Below are 16,746 nucleotides of genomic sequence, written 5' to 3' on the forward strand. Positions count from 1 at the left end.
GGGCCGCGCGTGGCGACCCCTTCGGGATTGCGGCGGCAGCCTGGGCTGCCGCCAAATGTCGTCTGCCTCAGGCCGCCATGGCCTTGGTGAGGTTCTCCGACACCTTGTCGAGGAAGCCGGTGGTGGAGAGCCACTTCTGGTCGGCGCCGACGAGGAGCGCGAGGTCCTTGGTCATGTCGCCGGCCTCGACCGTGTCCACGCACACCTTCTCCAGCGTCGCGGCGAACTTGGCGAGGTCCTCGTTGCCGTCGAGCTTGGCGCGATGGGCAAGGCCCCGGGTCCAGGCGAAGATGGAGGCGATGGAGTTGGTGGAGGTCTCCTTGCCCTTCTGGTGCTCGCGATAGTGGCGGGTGACGGTGCCGTGGGCGGCTTCCGCCTCCACCGTCTTGCCATCGGGCGTCATCAGCACGGAGGTCATCAGGCCGAGCGAGCCGAAGCCCTGGGCCACGATGTCGGACTGCACGTCGCCGTCATAGTTCTTGCAGGCCCACACATAGCCGCCGGACCACTTGAGGGCCGAGGCCACCATGTCGTCGATGAGGCGGTGCTCGTAGGTGAGGCCGCGCTTCTCGAACTCCGCCTTGAACTCGGCCTCGTAGACTTCCTGGAAGATATCCTTGAAGCGGCCGTCATAGGCCTTGAGGATCGTGTTCTTGGTGGAGAGGTAGACGGGATAGTTGCGCAGCAGGCCGTAGTTGAGCGAGGCGCGGGCGAACTCGCGGATCGACTCATCCAGGTTGTACATGGCCATGGCCACGCCGGCGCCGGGGAAGCTGTAGACTTCCTTCTCGATCTTCGTGCCGTCCTCGCCCACGAAGGAGATGGTCAGCTTGCCCTTGCCGGGCACCTTGAAGTCGGTGGCGCGATACTGGTCGCCGAAGGCGTGACGGCCGACGACGATGGGCTGGGTCCAGCCCGGCACCAGGCGCGGCACGTTCTTGCAGATGATGGGCTCGCGGAAGATCACGCCGCCGAGGATGTTGCGGATGGTGCCGTTGGGCGACTTCCACATTTCCTTGAGGTTGAATTCCTTCACGCGGGCCTCGTCCGGCGTGATGGTGGCGCACTTCACGCCCACGCCGTGCTTCTTGATGGCCTCGGCGGCGGCGATCGTGACCTGATCGTTGGTGGCGTCGCGGTTCTCGACGGAAAGGTCGTAATACTCGAGGTCGAGGTCGAGATAGGGGTGGATCAGCTTGTCCTTGATGTACTGCCAGATGATCCGGGTCATCTCGTCGCCGTCGAGCTCGACGACCGGATTTGCCACCTTGATCTTCGCCATGGGACGGCCTTTCGCGACTGCTCAATGAGCCTTGGTAAATCGGGGGAGGCGATGGCGGCGTTGCGGCGCCACCGGCCTCCGGCACGGGCCGCTATAGCACCGGTGCAGTGCGGCGCAAGACGGAAACCCGGCTAATGCCGTGAGATCGTTTCCCACGCCCGCCCGCTCCGGCGGTCGGGCCATCGGCATCTCCTGGCCCGTCTTTCGTCCGGGTATCGACACGTCCGGGCGCCGTATGCGACCAAGGCGCGGACAAGGAGACCACATGCCGGGTTCGGGTACCGACAGCACCAAGCCGTGGACGGCGGGGGGGCCGCTCATCATCCTGGTGGAGCCGCAACTTGGGGACAACATCGGCTCGGCGGCGCGCGCCATGGGCAATTTCGGCCTGTCGCGCCTGCGCATCGTGAACCCCCGCCAGGGCTGGCCCAACGACCGGGCGCGCACCTTCGCCGCCGGAGCCGACCGCATCCTCGACGAGGCGCAGCTCTTCCCGGACCTGCGCGCGGCGCTGCATGACGTGAAGTTCGCCTTCGCCACCACCGCCCGCGAGCGTGGCATGGCGAAGCGGGTGCTCGGAGCGGATGAAGCCGTGGCCGAGGCCCGCAGCCGCATGGCCGCCGGCGAGGAGGTGGCGCTGGTGTTCGGCCGTGAGCGCACCGGCCTCTACACGGAGGAGGTATCTTTGTGCGATGCCATCCTCACCCTTCCGGTGAACCCGGCGTTCGCCTCGCTGAACCTCGCCACCTGCGTGGCGGTGGCGGGATATGAATGGTCGAAGGCGGAAAGCGGCGGCGCCCTGCCGTTCGCCCCACCGGATCGCTCGCCGCTGGCCGACAAGGGCGATCTCTTCGCCTTCTTCGACCATCTGGAGACGGCGCTCCAGACCTCCGGCTTCTTCCGCTCGCCGGAGAAGGCGCCCTCCACCATCCGCAACCTGCGCAACATCTTCCACCGGCTGGGTCTCACCCGGCAGGACCTCGCCACCCTGCATGGCGCGGTGACGGCGCTGGAGGAGGGCAGGGAAGGGCGCGAGGCGCGCAAGGCCGAGAACAACGCCCGCGCCGCCGCCCGCAAGGCCGGTAGTGGGACCGCAGGGAGCGGCGAGGCCGGCTGAGCCCCGCTTAAGCACAGACACCACAAACGAAAACGGGCGCCCCGAAGGGCGCCCGTTCTGCTTTGGGAGGAAGGTCGATCAGACCGAGTAGTACATCTCGAACTCGACCGGGTGCGGCGTCATCTCGAAGCGCATCACCTCGGCCATCTTCAGGTCGATGTAGGACTCGATGAAGTCCTTCTGGAACACGTCGCCCTTCAGCAGGTACTCGTGATCCGCCTCGAGGGAGGCGAGCGCCTCGCGGAGCGAGCCGCAGACGGTGGGGATCTGCTTCAGCTCGGCCGGGGGCAGGTCGTAGAGATCCTTGTCCATGGCCTGGCCGGGGTCGATCCGGTTCAGGATGCCGTCCATGCCCGCCATGAACAGGGCCGCGAAGGCGAGGTAGGGGTTCGCGCCGGGATCGGGGAAGCGAACCTCGACGCGCTTGGCCTTCGGGTTGTTGGTGTAGGGGATGCGGCAGGACGCCGAACGGTTGCGCGCCGAATAGGCGAGCAGCACGGGGGCCTCATAGCCCGGGACCAGACGCTTGTAGGAGTTGGTCAGCGGGTTGGTGAAGGCGTTCAGCGACTTGGCGTGCTTGATGATGCCGCCGATGTACCACAGGCAGTACTCGGAGAGGTCGGCATACTTGTCGCCGGCGAAGAGGGGCTTGCCCTCCTTCCAGATCGACTGGTGCACGTGCATGCCCGAGCCGTTGTCGCCGAACACCGGCTTCGGCATGAAGGTCGCCGTCTTGCCGTAGATGTTGGCCACCTGGTGGATGCAGTACTTGTAGACCTGCAGGTGGTCGGCCATCGTCACGAGCGAGCCGAACTTGAGGCCGAGCTCGTGCTGGGCGGAGGCCACCTCGTGGTGGTGCTTCTCCACCTTGGCGCCCATCTTGGCCATGGCGGCCAGCATCTCGGAGCGCATGTCCTGCGCCGAGTCGATGGGGGGCACGGGGAAGTAGCCGCCCTTGGTCTTCACGCGGTGGCCGAGGTTGCCGCCTTCATACTCGGTGTCGCCGTTCGTCGGCAGCTCGATGGAGTCGAGCTTGAAGCCGGTGTTGTACGGGTCCGCCTTGAAGCGCACGTCGTCGAAGATGAAGAACTCGGCCTCGGGGCCGAAATACACCGCGTCGCCCACGCCGGTGGACTTGGCATAGGCCTCGGCCTTCCGGGCGATGGAGCGGGGGTCGCGGCCGTAGGGCTGGCCCGTGGTGGGCTCCAGCACGTCGCAGACGATGGAGAGCGTGGTCTCCGAGAAGAAGGGGTCGATGCAGGTGGTCGTCGGATCCGGCATGAGCAGCATGTCGGACTCGTTGATGGCCTTCCAGCCGGCGATGGACGAACCGTCGAAGGCGGTGCCTTCGGTCAGGAATTCCTCGTCGACCATGCTGATGTCGAACGTGACATGCTGCCACTTGCCGCGCGGATCGGTGAAGCGCAGGTCGACATATTTCACGTCCTCGCTCTTGATGAGGTCGAGGACGTCCTTGGCCGTCTTGGTCGTCATGGGGATTGCTACCTTTCTGCTGGCCTGCAGTTCGTTTCTTGGACGGTTTGTTTTGGACGCGTCAGATCGCGTCGAGGCCGGATTCGCCGGTCCGGATACGGATCGCCTCTTCGATGGACGACACGAAGATCTTCCCGTCTCCGATCCGCCCGGTCTGGGCCGCGCGGCGAATGGCATCGACGGCTCGATCTACCATATCGTCGGAGAGGACAACCTCGATTTTCACCTTAGGCAGGAAATCGACCACATATTCGGCACCGCGGTAGAGCTCCGTATGGCCCTTCTGGCGGCCGAATCCCTTGGCCTCCGTAACGGTAATGCCTTGCAGGCCGACGTCCTGGAGGGCTTCCTTCACCTCATCGAGCTTGAAGGGCTTGATGATTGCCTCGATCTTCTTCATCCGCTCCGTCTCCCTGACCCGATCCGCCGCCGTACGGTCGAGACGCCATTTGTAAGCATGATATGTGCCATGCCTTGCGTCATTTGCCCATGCAGAAGACAGGCAGCGTTGGTCGGATGATGTGCATATTTCTTAGTCGATGTGATGAAATATTGGGCCTATCTGCGGGTTTTCAGTTCGCCGACGTGAGCATGATCTGAGCATCTGAGGACGGGGGCATCGGTGTACGCACTGCTTGATCCACACGAAATGGCGCGCGCGGACAAGTTCGCCGTCGAAATGGGCACGCCGTCCATGGCGCTGATGGACCGCGCCGGCACCGCCGTGGCCGATGCGGTTGCGCGCTACCCCTATCCCACGCGCATCCTCGTCCTCTGCGGGCCGGGGAACAACGGCGGCGACGGATTCGTCGCCGCGCGGGTGCTGGCGCAGCGGGGCTTCAAGGTGCGCCTCGCCCTGCTGGGGGACCGCGACAAGCTCACCGGCGACGCGCGCCGGGCCGCCGAGCGCTGGCGCGGCGCGGTGGAGGAGCCGGCCGCCGTCGATCTCGACGAGGCGGGCGTCATCGTGGATGCCCTGTTCGGCGCCGGCCTCGCCCGCGACCTCGATGGCGCGGCGCGGGCGCTGGTGGAGCGCATGGCGCAGTCCGGCAAGCCCATCGTCGCCGTGGACCTGCCATCGGGCCTCGATGGCGCCACCGGCAAGGTGCGCGGCGCAGCGGCGCAGGCGGTGGAGACGGTCACATTCTTCCGGCGCAAGCCGGGGCATCTGCTGGAGCCGGGGCGCAGCCTGTGCGGCCGGGTGCGGGTGGCCGACATCGGCATTCCCGACGAGGCGCTGGACACGATTCGCCCGCAGACGTTCGTCGACATGCCGGCCCTCTGGCGCGACGCCTTCCCCGTTCCCACTGCCGGCGGGCACAAATATTCCCGCGGCCACGCCGTCGTGGTGAGCGGAGCGGCCTGGACCTCCGGCGCCGCCCGCCTCTCCGCCCGCGGGGCGCTGCGGGCTGGCGCCGGGCTCGTCACCATCGCCCTGCCGCGGGATGCCCTGCCGCTGCAGGCGGCTTCCTATGCCGCCATCATGCCCCGCCCCGTGGACGGCGCAGGGGAGTTGGCGGAGCTGCTGGCCGACCGGCGCTTGAACACGGTGGTGCTCGGGCCGGGCCTCGGCGGTGGGGAGCACACGCGGGCCAAGATCGACGTGGCCGCCCCGGGGCGGCGCCTGGTGCTCGATGCCGATGCCTTGACCAGCTACGAGGGCGTGCCCTGGGCGCTGGCGGAGGTGGCCGCGTGCAGCGATGGCCTCATCGTCACGCCGCACGAGGGGGAGTTCGCCCGCATGTTCCGTGGCGACGAGGAGGTGCTGGAGGCATCCTCCAAGCTCGCCCGCACCCGTGCCGCCGCGCGCAGGCTCGGGGCCGTGGTGGTGCTGAAAGGCGCCGACACGGTGATCGCCCATCCCGACGGCCGTGCCGCCATCGCGGAGAACGCGCCGGCCTATCTGGCGACAGCCGGGGCAGGCGATGTGCTGGCCGGCATCGCAGGCGGCCTGCTGGCGCAGGGCATGCCGCCCTTCGAGGCGGCGTGCGCTGCCGTGTGGCTTCACGGAGAGGCCGCCCGTGAGGCGGGGCCGGGGCTCATCGCAGACGATCTGCCCGAGGGGCTGCGTGGGGTCTATAGCCGGCTATATGCCGCCATCGAAAAAACTTGACGTCCGAAAACGAATCGGAGCTAACGCCTTGTCTGGCCCGTGACAACCTCGCGTGCCGCGGCGGAGCGCATGCGCCCGGCCGCCGGGTGGTCCCGGCGGGATAGATCTGTGATTCGACAGTGAAAACCGGTCAGGCCGTGACCTGATAGGTGGCCGAGGCGACCACCTCGCCATCGCCGCCCCGCTGCGCCGTGACGCTCCATGTCCCGGTCGCCTGGGCCAGAAGGGCCACCCTTACTGTCGCTTTAGCCGGCACAGGAACTGTGTCGTGCCACCACGGCTTCCAGCCATCGTCGAGGCTATCAAGCAGCCGCACCGCATGGCCGGCGACATAGACCGAAACCGGAGCGTCGAGGCTGTTGGCCAGGGTCAGAACCATTGCCTTGCCTGACTTCACGGTGCCGAGCGAGGCAGGGGCGCCGCTCTTCCCCCCGATGGGCAGTTCCACGCGAACGGCGTCCTTGAGGGGAATATCAGCCGGCAAATCGTTTGCCGGGAGCGGCGCGGGCGGGCCGGACGGCATCGGGCCGGCGGGGCCGACGGGCGTGACCACTGCGAGCCGGATCGGCTCCTGGGCGGTCTCGACCTCAATGATGGTGGCATCCGCGTCGTCGATGGTGGCGGCGACATCCATCCGCCCGCCCGGCGGCATCTGGAGGCGGCCATCCTTCAATTCGAAAGGCTGGGCGACCGGCTGCCCGTCGATGGCGATGGCGTAGGCCGCCGGGCCCTTCAGGCGCAGGCGCAGGAACAGGGGTGTGGCATTCACGAGCCGCAGCCGGCTGCGGCCGCTGGCCGGGCCCTGAAAGGTCGGCGAGAACTCGCCGTTCACCGGGAAGATCGGCACCCCGCTCTCGGGCGGAAACGACTGGATGAACAGGAGATTGTCCGAAGCGTAGGCCGGGGTTCCGGGCTCGGCCACGATGAGCGCGCCGGAGAGCGCGCGGCGGGCGAGGGCCGGGGATGTCGCGTGGTACCAGAAGGTGCCGGCATCCTTGGGCGCGAGCCGGATGAGCTTGTTCTGCCCGCCCGCGACGGCAGCGGAGGCGGCGGTCGCGGCATCCGCCGGCATCCGTACGCCCTGCCACGTGAGGGCCACGCTCTCCTTGAGCGCATTGGCGAACTGGACTTGAAGCTCGCTCCCCTTCGTCACGCGAAGGACAGGGCCCGGCAGAGAATCGTTGAAGAGCGCAAGGTTGCCCTGACCGGCGATCTCCGGCCGGCTGCCTTCCGCGGCCGCGAGCGCCACGGGGCTAGCGCCCTGGCCCTGCGCCAACGCCCAGTCCGGCAACAGGGCACCGGCAGCGCCGGCGAACGACAGGGCCGCAGCCCCCTTGAGAACGTTGCGACGAGAGGGAATCGACGGGCTCACGCTGCATCTCCTGGCGGGGTGGGTGGACCATGTTACGCGGCCGGAAAAAGGGCAAGCGGCTTTGCTCGCGCTCTCCCCAGCGCCGCGGCACGGACCGCGCCGTCGGCGCCACGCGTGCGTTGATCGCGTCTGCGAGCGGGAGCTTGGCAGCTCTCAATCTTCCGTCCGCCGGGCCATACGCTCCGCCGGCCTGCTTCGCGGGCGGAGATGCGGCGTCGTGCCGTGAGGCGAGCGCCATGGGGAGCGTGCGGTTGCGGGCGCCATTTTCTTGCTGCGCGACCGCACGGGCATGATATAAGCCGCGACCCGAACGGCGCGTGCGGCCTCGTGCGCGAGCGGTGGAGCTGTGCCCGGAGGCGTCGTGCGTTCAAGCGCTTCGGTGCCGTTCCCGTGCCCGGCGACACCTCGCAGGCATGACGGGCCTTTGGGCGCGACGGGCCTTTGGCGAGACGGGGCCGCGGGCGTGGCGGAACTGGTAGACGCGCGGGATTTAGGTTCCCGTGACGCAAGTCGTGGGGGTTCGAAACCCTCCGCCCGCACCAATGCCGCCGCAAGCCCGCGCGTCGGTCGCCGCAAGGCGGTCCGGTCGGGGCAGGTCCACCGTGCCGCGCGGCCTCCGGCGATTGCCGCGGGATGCCGGTGACAGCGCTGAATTCAAGTTAACGCGCCTGGCGCGATGAGGATGTGAAGGCAAGACGATGCAGGTGACCGAGACCGGGGCCGAGGGCCTCAAGCGCGCTTTCCGTGTGGTGGTGTCCGCCGCCGACCTCGACGCCCGGGCCGACGCCCGGCTCAACGAGCTCAAGGGCCAGGTGAAGCTGAACGGCTTCCGCCCCGGCAAGGTGCCCGTGGCCCATCTCAAGCGCGTCTACGGCAAGTCCGTGATGTCCGAGATCATCGAGCAGACCGTCAACGAGACCAACGGCAAGATCGTCGAGGAGCACGGCTTCAAGCTCGCGCTCCAGCCCCGGATCAAGGGTCCCGAGGAGGACCCGCAGTTCCAGACCCTGCTCGATGGCGGCAAGGACCTCGCCTACGACGTGGAGCTGGAGATCCTGCCGAAGATCGAGCTCGGCAACTTCAAGGACATCTCCGTCGAGAAGCCCGTGGTCGAAGTGACCGAGGCCGAGGTGGACGAGGCGGTGCAGCGCATCGCCGACGCCAACCGCCCCTTCGCCACGAAGGAAGGCCCGGCCGCCGACGGCGACCGCCTGACCATCGATTTCACCGGCTATGTGGACGGCGAGAAGTTCCAGGGCGGCGAGGGCCAGGACATCGACGTCCTGCTCGGCTCCAAGGGCTTCATCCCCGGCTTCGAGGAGCAGCTCGTCGGCGCCTCCGCCGGTGAGAACCGCACCCTCAACGTGACCTTCCCCGAGGGCTACGCCGCCAAGGAACTCGCCGGCAAGGCCGCGACCTTCGAAGTCACCGTGAAGTCCGTCGACGCGCCCGGCGCCATCGCGCTCGATGACGCCTTCGCCGCGACCCTCGGCCAGGAGAGCCTCGAGAAGCTCCGCGAGACCGTGAAGGCCCGCATTGCGCAGGAATATGCCGGCGCCGCCCGCCAGAAGGTGAAGCGCGCTTTGCTCGACGGCCTCGACGCGACTCACAAGTTCGACGTGCCGGAAGGCCTCGTGGAGCAGGAATTCTACGGCGTGTGGAGCCGGGTGAACGAGGATCTCGCCGCCCAGAGCCGCACTTTCGCCGATGAAGGCACCACCGAGGACGAGGCCCGCCAGGACTACCGTCGCATCGCCGAGCGTCGCGTGCGCCTCGGCCTGGTGCTTGCGGAAATCGGGGAGCGCAACAATATCCAGGTTTCCGACGACGAGGTGACGCGCGCGGTGGTCGAACGGGCCCGCCAGTTCCCCGGCCAGGAGCAGCAGGTGTGGGACTATTACCGCCGCACCCCCGAGGCTCTGGCGTCCGTGCGCGCCCCCCTGTTCGAGGAGAAGGTCGTCGACTTCCTCTTGGAGCTCGCCAACGTGACCGAGAAGACGGTCACCAAGGAAGAGCTCTTCAAGGATGACGAGGACGAGAAGGCGGCCTGAGGCTCGGGTCGCGATCCGTCCTGCGACGAATTCGCGCGGCACGCCGGCAGCGGCGTGCCTCTACCCGCGCCCTCCCTATGCGCCCCTGGGGGTCTTAAGATGCGTGATCCAGTCGATACTTATATGAATTACCTGATCCCCATGGTGGTCGAGCAGACCAACCGTGGCGAGCGGTCCTACGACATCTTTTCCCGCCTCCTGAAGGAGCGCATCCTTTTCCTTACCGGCCCGGTCGAGGACGGCATGGCCACCCTCGCGGTGGCGCAGCTGCTGTTCCTCGAGGCGGACAATCCGAAGAAGGAAATCTCGATGTACATCAACTCCCCCGGGGGAGTGGTGACGTCGGGCCTCGCCATCTACGACACCATGCAGTTCATCAAGCCGGCGGTGTCGACGCTCTGCATCGGCCAGGCGGCCTCCATGGGCTCGCTGCTGCTGACCGCGGGCGAGAAGGGGATGCGATTCGCGCTGCCGAACGCCCGAATCATGGTCCACCAGCCGTCCGGCGGCTTCCAGGGCCAGGTGACGGACATCATGCTTCACGCGCAGGAAATCCTCAGCCTCAAGAAGCGGCTGAATGAAATCTATGTGAAGCACACCGGCCAGCCCTTCGAGGCCATCGAGAACGCCCTCGAGCGCGACAACTTCATGACGTCCGAGGCCGCCAAGGAGTTCGGGCTCATCGATTCCGTGATCGACAAGCGCCCGACCGACGAGGCCGCCAAGGCCGCCTGAGGTCGAGCACGAGCTTGGCCGCAAGGCCGGGCGGGGCGATAGCGATAGTTGGGCAACACGTCCGGCGTTCTCGCATTGCCCCACTTGCGTGCGGTGCAAGATCGCGCTTGCATGTCGTTAAGCCGGCATCGGATGCCGCGTTGTCGGCCCCCGCCTGATGGTGGGGGCCTTCGCGTTTCAGGGCCATGAACCATCGGGGTCCGGAGTTCGTAATGAGTTCCGGGTTCAGATTTGCGAAAGGTCGTGGGCAGACGATCGGCGGACGGCGCGACCCCAGGGTCGGCGGCGGTGCATCCCTTGGTCTGGGGAATGTCGCCAGCCTGCCTTGATCGCGTCGCCTCAGGGTGATTGGCTTTTGCAAAGTCGATCACCACATTCGGGTTTGGCGAGGTTTTTGCTTCGTGCAAAACCCATAAGAGGCCCTGACGGGACGGCCGGTCCAAATGTCCGGTTCGTGAGGGCGTTAGGAGACGTGAGATGAGCAAGACCGGCGGCAGCGACAGCAAGAACACGCTTTATTGCTCGTTCTGCGGCAAAAGCCAGCATGAGGTCAGGAAGCTCATCGCCGGACCCACCGTGTTCATCTGCGACGAATGCGTCGAGTTGTGCATGGACATCATCCGGGAAGAGTCGAAGTCCTCTCTGGTGAAGTCGCGGGATGGCATCCCGACCCCGAAGGAGATCCGCAAGGTCCTCGATGACTATGTCATCGGCCAGGACCACGCGAAGAAGGTCCTCTCCGTCGCGGTGCACAACCACTACAAGCGTCTCAACCACGCCACCAAGCACGGCGACGTGGAACTCGCGAAGTCCAACATCCTGCTGATCGGGCCCACCGGCTCCGGCAAGACGCTGCTCGCGCAGACGCTGGCGCGCATCCTCGACGTGCCCTTCACCATGGCCGACGCCACCACGCTGACTGAAGCCGGCTACGTGGGCGAGGACGTGGAGAACATCATTCTCAAGCTGCTCCAGGCGGCCGACTACAACGTCGAGCGGGCGCAGCGCGGCATCGTCTACATCGACGAGATCGACAAGATCAGTCGCAAATCCGACAATCCGTCCATCACCCGCGATGTCTCGGGCGAGGGCGTGCAGCAGGCCCTGCTGAAGATCATGGAAGGCACGGTCGCGTCCGTTCCTCCCCAGGGGGGCCGCAAGCATCCCCAGCAGGAATTCCTGCAGGTGGACACCACCAACATCCTCTTCATCTGCGGCGGCGCCTTCGCCGGCCTCGACAAGATCATCTCGTCCCGCTCCAAGGGCTCCACCTCCATCGGCTTCCAGGCCAAGGTGGCGCCGCCCGAGGATCGTCGTCCCGGCGAGGTGTTCCGCGAGGTCGAGCCCGAGGATCTGCTGAAGTACGGCCTCATCCCCGAGTTCATCGGCCGCCTGCCCGTGCTGGCGACGCTGGGTGATCTCGACGAGGAGGCGCTGAAGAAGATCCTCTCCGAGCCGAAGAACGCCCTGGTCAAGCAGTACCAGCGGCTGTTCGAGATGGAGAGCGTGGACCTCACCATCCACGAGGAGGCCCTCGGCGCCATCGCCCGCAAGGCGATCGAGCGCAAGACCGGCGCCCGCGGCCTCAGGTCCATCATGGAAGGCATCCTGCTGGACACCATGTTCGATCTCCCCGGTCTGGAGGGGGTCGAGGAAGTGGTGATCAGCCGGGAAGTCGTCGAGCAGAATGCGCGCCCGCTCTACATCTACGCCGATCGCGTCGGCGACGCAGGCGCCAGTGCGTGACGTGTCGGGCCCCGCGCCTCTCCCCAGACCTCGCGGTTTCGGGAGAGGGCGGGATGCGACCGGAGTTCAACCGGCCCGGACCCTTCCCGGCCGGCGGATGGTCCCGGTTCGGGTCAGGGCCCGGGGCATGAGGCGGGAGATGACGGCCGGGGCCGTGGCGCCGGTCCGCCCTCTTCTCGGGGCGTTTGCCCGGAAGGGCCGATCCTCCAAAGAGGTCAATGGTGTGCCCTTGAAACGGGCAGGTTGCGTGTCCATCTACTTTTCGAAAGTTCCGGTCTCGGGGGTCGGACCTCGTGCCTCCTGCGGCGAAAGCCGCTTCAGCATTGAAAATCCACACCCGTCTCCGGCCGCGTGCACGCGCGGCAACGCAGTTCTGCGCCCAAATCCAGCGCGTGCACTTCTTGAAAGGATTGCGTCATGACGAGCCAGAAGCCGCGCCCGCCGCTCGTTGCCGGAGTGTCCCAGACCTTCCCGGTCCTCCCGCTTCGCGACATCGTGGTGTTTCCCCACATGATCGTCCCCCTGTTCGTGGGTCGCGAGAAGTCCATTCGCGCCCTCGAAGAGGTCATGCGCGGCGATACCTATATCCTGCTCGCCACCCAGGAAAATGCGTCGGATGACGATCCGGCCCCCGAGGCCATTTTCCCGGTGGGCACGCTCGCGACCGTGCTGCAGCTGCTGAAGCTGCCCGACGGCACCGTGAAGGTGCTGGTCGAGGGCGTCAGCCGCGCCCAGGTGACCCGCTACACCGAGCGGACCGACCTCTACGAGGCCGAGGCCATCACGCTCGACGACGAGGTCGGTGACCGCGTCGAAGGCGAGGCGCTCGCGCGCTCGGTGGTCACCGAGTTCGAGAACTATGTGAAGCTCAACAAGAAGGTGTCGCCCGAGGTGGTCGGCGTCGTCAGCCAGATCGACGACCATTCCAAGCTCGCCGACACGGTGGCCTCGCATCTCGCGGTGAAGATTCCCGAGAAGCAGGGCGTGCTCGAAACCCTGAAGGTTCCCGATCGCCTCGAGAAGGTGCTCGGCCTGATGGAGAGCGAGATCTCCGTGCTCCAGGTGGAGAAGCGCATCCGGACCCGCGTGAAGCGGCAGATGGAGAAGACCCAGCGCGAGTACTACCTGAACGAGCAAATGAAGGCGATCCAGAAGGAGCTGGGCGACGAGGACGGCAAGGACGATCTGCAGGAGCTGGAGGACCGCATCAAGCGGACCAAGCTCACCAAGGAAGCCCGCGAGAAGGCGACGCACGAGCTGAAGAAGCTCCGCCAGATGTCGCCCATGTCGGCCGAAGCCACCGTCGTGCGCAACTATCTGGACTGGCTGCTCTCCATCCCGTGGGGCGTGAAGAGCAAGGTCAAGAAGGATCTGAACTACGCCCAGGAGATCCTCGACAGCGACCACCACGGCCTCGACAAGGTCAAGGAGCGCATCGTCGAGTACCTGGCGGTCCAGAGCCGCGCCAACAAGCTCACCGGGCCCATCCTGTGCCTTGTCGGCCCTCCGGGCGTCGGCAAGACCTCGCTCGGCAAGTCCATCGCCAAGGCGACGGGCCGTGAGTTCGTGCGCGTGGCCCTCGGCGGCGTGCGCGACGAGGCGGAGATCCGTGGCCACCGGCGGACCTACATCGGGTCCATGCCGGGCAAGATCATCCAGTCCATGCGCAAGGCCAAGAAGTCCAACCCGCTGTTCCTGCTGGACGAGATCGACAAGATGGGCGCCGACTTCCGCGGCGATCCGTCCTCGGCCCTGCTCGAGGTTCTCGACCCCGAGCAGAACCACACCTTCAACGACCACTATCTTGAGGTGGATTACGACCTCTCGAACGTCATGTTCGTGACCACGGCGAACACGCTGAACATCCCGCCGGCCCTTCTGGACCGCATGGAGGTGATCCGCATCGCCGGCTACACGGAAGACGAGAAGGTGGAGATCGCGCGCAAGCACCTGATCCCCAACTCGCTCCAGAAGCACGGCATGACCGAGAAGGAGTGGACCATCGACAACGAGGCCTTGCTCCTGCTCATCCGCCGCTACACGCGGGAAGCGGGCGTGCGCAACCTCGAGCGTGAGATCTCCACCCTCGCCCGCAAGGCGGTGAAGGAGCTCATGCTCTCCAAGAAGAAGTCGGTGAAGGTCACGGGCAAGAATCTCGAGGACTTCATCGGCGCCCCGCGCTTCCGCTACGGCGAGGTGGAGAGCGAGGACCAGGTGGGTGTCGTCACCGGCCTCGCCTGGACCGAGGTGGGCGGCGAGCTGCTGACCATTGAGGGCCTCATGATGCCCGGCAAGGGCAAGATGACGGTCACGGGCAATCTGCGTGACGTGATGAAGGAGAGCATCTCCGCGGCGGCGTCCTACGTCCGCTCGCGGGCGGTGGACTTCGGCATCGAGCCGCCCCTGTTCGAGCGGCGCGACATCCACGTCCACGTTCCCGAGGGGGCGACCCCGAAGGACGGCCCGTCCGCCGGCGTGGCCATGGCCACGGCCATCGTGTCGGTCATCACCGGCATCCCCGTCCGTCGCGACGTGGCGATGACCGGCGAGATCACCCTGCGCGGCCGGGTGCTGCCCATCGGCGGTCTCAAGGAGAAGCTCCTTGCGGCCCTGCGCGGCGGCATCAAGAAGGTGCTGATCCCCGAGGAGAACGCCAAGGATCTGGCGGACATCCCGGCCAACGTGAAGAACGCGCTGGAGATCGTGCCGGTGTCGCGCATGGACGAGGTGCTGGCCAATGCGCTGGTTCGCCCGCCCGAGCCCATCACCTGGGAAGAGCGTCCGGTGAACAACCCGCCGGTCGCTGACGAGGACAACGCGGGCGTGGTCGCCCACTGACGCGAAAAACAGGCCGGATTGTCCGCAACCCGGCCTGTTTCAACAGTTTCTGAAACTTTTTCAGAGGGCGTGTCGCCGCCATCCCCGGACGTTCGGGGAGCGCGGGGCGCGCCCTCAGTCTTTTCAATGACTTAAATGGACTTCCGGCGTGTCGTCGCGCGTCGCCTTCGCCCCGGCTCTTCGCAGGCGCACAGCGCAAAATCGTGCATTGGTGCGGGTTTGGCGCCAATCGCGCTTGCAAAAGCCTTATTTTCCGTGATGCTCGCGCCGTTCGTCAGGGCTAGCCCTGCACGATTCGCGTTCTGACAACGGAAGGAAAGGTCAGATGACCACCAAGAACGAACTGATCGCCGCCGTGGCCGAAGAGGCGAAGCTGACGAAGACCGCTGCGGCTGCGGCTGTGGACGCGACCTTCGACATCATCGCCAAGGCGCTCAAGGATGGCGAGGAAGTCAAGCTGATCGGTTTCGGCAGCTTCTCCGTGGTGACGCGCGCTGCCCGTGAAGGCCGCAACCCGCGCACCGGCAAGCCGGTGAAGATCAAGGCTTCCAAGGCGCCGAAGTTCACCCCCGGCAAGGGTCTCAAGGAAGCCGTCAACGACTGATCCGGCCCTCGGCCCGGGCGCACGCTGCGCCGGCCGTGATGCCGCTGCATGTGCCTCTCCGGATCGATGTCCGGGGGGCTATCCGGACGCTCCCGGCCCGGCCGTACCGGGCGGAGCGTCCCCGATCCGACGAGCCCCGGCCTCGTGGATTCAGGGCGCACAAAGCGCCTGCGCGCCAGGCGCGAGATCCGGCCATCGCGCCGACGTTTCCCAAAGCCATTTTTTCTGAAGGCGTCCGGCGGACGGGCACGCGCGCCATGCCGGCGCGCAGCCGCTGTTCCACGCCCCAGCCGCATTCCCACCCTTGCCGCTGCGGCCTGGGCGGATTATAGCGCCGGAAGGTCCTGCGACGACCGGGCGGTTAGCTCAGTTGGTAGAGCATCTCGTTTACACCGAGAGGGTCGGCGGTTCGAGCCCGTCACCGCCCACCATGTCCAGCTCCATCCTCTCCCCACGTCGGCATCCGCGATTCCACCCACGCGAACGTGGGCCGTTCGCGCCTCCGCGCGCCCTGCGAATCCCCGCAAACATCGGTCAGAACCCGCAATGCCGGCAGCGCCACAAAGTGCTGCCAGCGCTCAATCTTAAGGGGGCTGTGGACAACTTCCCGGCAAAAAATGCGCGGCTTGCTTGACTTGGGCGGAGGGGTGCCGTACCACGCCGCTCTCCTCGGCGGTCGGCAAGACCTTCCGCCGGTCCGGGGGTGTAGCTCAGTTGGTTAGAGCGCCGGCCTGTCACGCCGGAGGTCGCGGGTTCGAGCCCCGTCACTCCCGCCATCCCTCGTGCTGAGGTGGATCACTCTTCCCCCTTTTCGTTCGTGATTCCGGGGGCGTTCCAACTTTCGAACAGCCATAGCTCCAACTTTTTCCGGTTTGTCGAGGGCTGCCAGTTTTGGTCGACCCAAGCGCCGTGCTGCCTGAGCCTCTCGAATTGAAGCCAGATTGACTGGCGCGTGGGTCTTAAAGAGGGCGTTCAACGCCGAGAGACAGGACCTCACAGACAGGAACGTTGGGGGGAGATTTCCCGCGCTCGGTGAAGGCGAGCCCTCCCTGCCTATCCTGGGCGATCTGAGAGGCCTTCAGCTGCCGAACGTCGACTGGTGCAGGTTGAGTGTCCCGAGCGACGGCAATCACAGTCGCGAGCCCGCAATACCTATTCCGAACGGCGCGCTTATACAGCCGTACGACCTCGTGCTCCAGCCACGCCCCGATAGCTGAACCGAGGATCCATCGCCGTCGAGAACCGCGTGAAGGTGTCGACGATGGTCAAAACCCGGCTCTTGCGGCCCGTGGCGAGCTGGTCGTGGACGAAGTCCATCGCCCAGGTCTCATTGCTCCGCGTCGCCGGGTGACGGTCGTCCCGTAGCCGTTTCAGCGAGGGGCAAATCTGAAGGA

Annotated in this window: 11 protein-coding genes, 3 tRNA genes and 1 pseudogene; 10 read left to right on the plus strand and 5 right to left on the minus strand. The window is 66.4% G+C overall.

What is annotated here, in order from left to right; all coding sequences use genetic code 11:
• Nucleotides 1–67 precede the first annotated feature (67 nt).
• Nucleotides 68–1,282 (minus strand): NADP-dependent isocitrate dehydrogenase, encoded by a 1,215-nt coding sequence (locus ACE3QW_RS10375; RefSeq protein WP_029558814.1) that lies wholly within the window; start codon nt 1,280–1,282, stop codon nt 68–70.
• Nucleotides 1,283–1,547: 265 nt separating this feature from the next.
• Between ACE3QW_RS10375 and ACE3QW_RS10380 the strand changes: the two genes are divergently transcribed.
• Nucleotides 1,548–2,399: an RNA methyltransferase gene (locus ACE3QW_RS10380; RefSeq protein WP_374251438.1), complete on the plus strand. Its 852-nt coding sequence runs from the start codon at nt 1,548–1,550 to the stop codon at nt 2,397–2,399.
• A 78-nt stretch (nt 2,400–2,477) separates the two neighbouring features.
• Here ACE3QW_RS10380 and glnA read toward each other — a convergent pair whose 3' ends face one another.
• Nucleotides 2,478–3,893, minus strand: a complete 1,416-nt coding sequence (gene glnA / locus ACE3QW_RS10385; protein WP_024278715.1) for a type I glutamate--ammonia ligase — start codon at nt 3,891–3,893, stop codon at nt 2,478–2,480.
• Nucleotides 3,894–3,954: 61 nt separating this feature from the next.
• The gene (locus ACE3QW_RS10390) at nt 3,955–4,293 is read right to left on the minus strand and encodes a P-II family nitrogen regulator (protein WP_012115561.1); all 339 of its coding nucleotides are present in this window, start codon (nt 4,291–4,293) and stop codon (nt 3,955–3,957) included.
• 249 nt (nt 4,294–4,542) lie between these two features.
• On the opposite strand from ACE3QW_RS10390, the gene ACE3QW_RS10395 reads away from it, so the two are divergent.
• The gene (locus tag ACE3QW_RS10395; RefSeq protein ID WP_374251439.1) at nt 4,543–6,006 is read left to right on the plus strand and encodes an NAD(P)H-hydrate dehydratase; all 1,464 of its coding nucleotides are present in this window, start codon (nt 4,543–4,545) and stop codon (nt 6,004–6,006) included.
• A 130-nt stretch (nt 6,007–6,136) separates the two neighbouring features.
• Here ACE3QW_RS10395 and ACE3QW_RS10400 read toward each other — a convergent pair whose 3' ends face one another.
• Nucleotides 6,137–7,378, minus strand: a complete 1,242-nt coding sequence (locus ACE3QW_RS10400) for a multicopper oxidase family protein (protein ID WP_374251440.1) — start codon at nt 7,376–7,378, stop codon at nt 6,137–6,139.
• Between the two features lie 457 nt (nt 7,379–7,835).
• Between ACE3QW_RS10400 and ACE3QW_RS10405 the strand changes: the two genes are divergently transcribed.
• The 8 genes from ACE3QW_RS10405 (at nt 7,836) to ACE3QW_RS10440 (ending at nt 16,128) form a co-directional block, all read left to right on the plus strand.
• A tRNA-Leu gene (locus tag ACE3QW_RS10405) sits at nt 7,836–7,920 on the plus strand.
• A gap of 156 nt (nt 7,921–8,076) precedes the next feature.
• On the plus strand, nt 8,077–9,429 hold the full coding sequence (gene tig / locus ACE3QW_RS10410; RefSeq protein ID WP_374251441.1) for a trigger factor: 1,353 nt from the start codon (nt 8,077–8,079) through the stop codon (nt 9,427–9,429).
• A gap of 99 nt (nt 9,430–9,528) precedes the next feature.
• Nucleotides 9,529–10,164 (plus strand): ATP-dependent Clp endopeptidase proteolytic subunit ClpP, encoded by a 636-nt coding sequence (clpP, locus tag ACE3QW_RS10415; protein ID WP_024278719.1) that lies wholly within the window; start codon nt 9,529–9,531, stop codon nt 10,162–10,164.
• A 477-nt stretch (nt 10,165–10,641) separates the two neighbouring features.
• Nucleotides 10,642–11,910, plus strand: coding sequence for an ATP-dependent Clp protease ATP-binding subunit ClpX (gene clpX / locus ACE3QW_RS10420; protein WP_024278720.1), 1,269 nt, complete (start codon nt 10,642–10,644; stop codon nt 11,908–11,910).
• A 417-nt stretch (nt 11,911–12,327) separates the two neighbouring features.
• Nucleotides 12,328–14,748, plus strand: a complete 2,421-nt coding sequence (lon, locus tag ACE3QW_RS10425; RefSeq protein WP_024278721.1) for an endopeptidase La — start codon at nt 12,328–12,330, stop codon at nt 14,746–14,748.
• A 325-nt stretch (nt 14,749–15,073) separates the two neighbouring features.
• Nucleotides 15,074–15,352, plus strand: coding sequence for an HU family DNA-binding protein (locus tag ACE3QW_RS10430; protein ID WP_024278722.1), 279 nt, complete (start codon nt 15,074–15,076; stop codon nt 15,350–15,352).
• Nucleotides 15,353–15,707: 355 nt separating this feature from the next.
• Nucleotides 15,708–15,783 (plus strand) — tRNA-Val (locus ACE3QW_RS10435).
• Between the two features lie 268 nt (nt 15,784–16,051).
• Nucleotides 16,052–16,128, plus strand: a tRNA-Asp gene (locus ACE3QW_RS10440).
• 427 nt (nt 16,129–16,555) lie between these two features.
• Here ACE3QW_RS10440 and ACE3QW_RS10445 read toward each other — a convergent pair.
• Nucleotides 16,556–16,720: pseudogene (locus ACE3QW_RS10445) on the minus strand (DDE-type integrase/transposase/recombinase); the annotation flags it as partial.
• Nucleotides 16,721–16,746: the final 26 nt, after the last annotated feature.

Source organism: Xanthobacter sp., assembly GCF_041911315.1.
Classification (GTDB): Bacteria; Pseudomonadota; Alphaproteobacteria; order Rhizobiales; family Xanthobacteraceae; genus Xanthobacter; species Xanthobacter aminoxidans.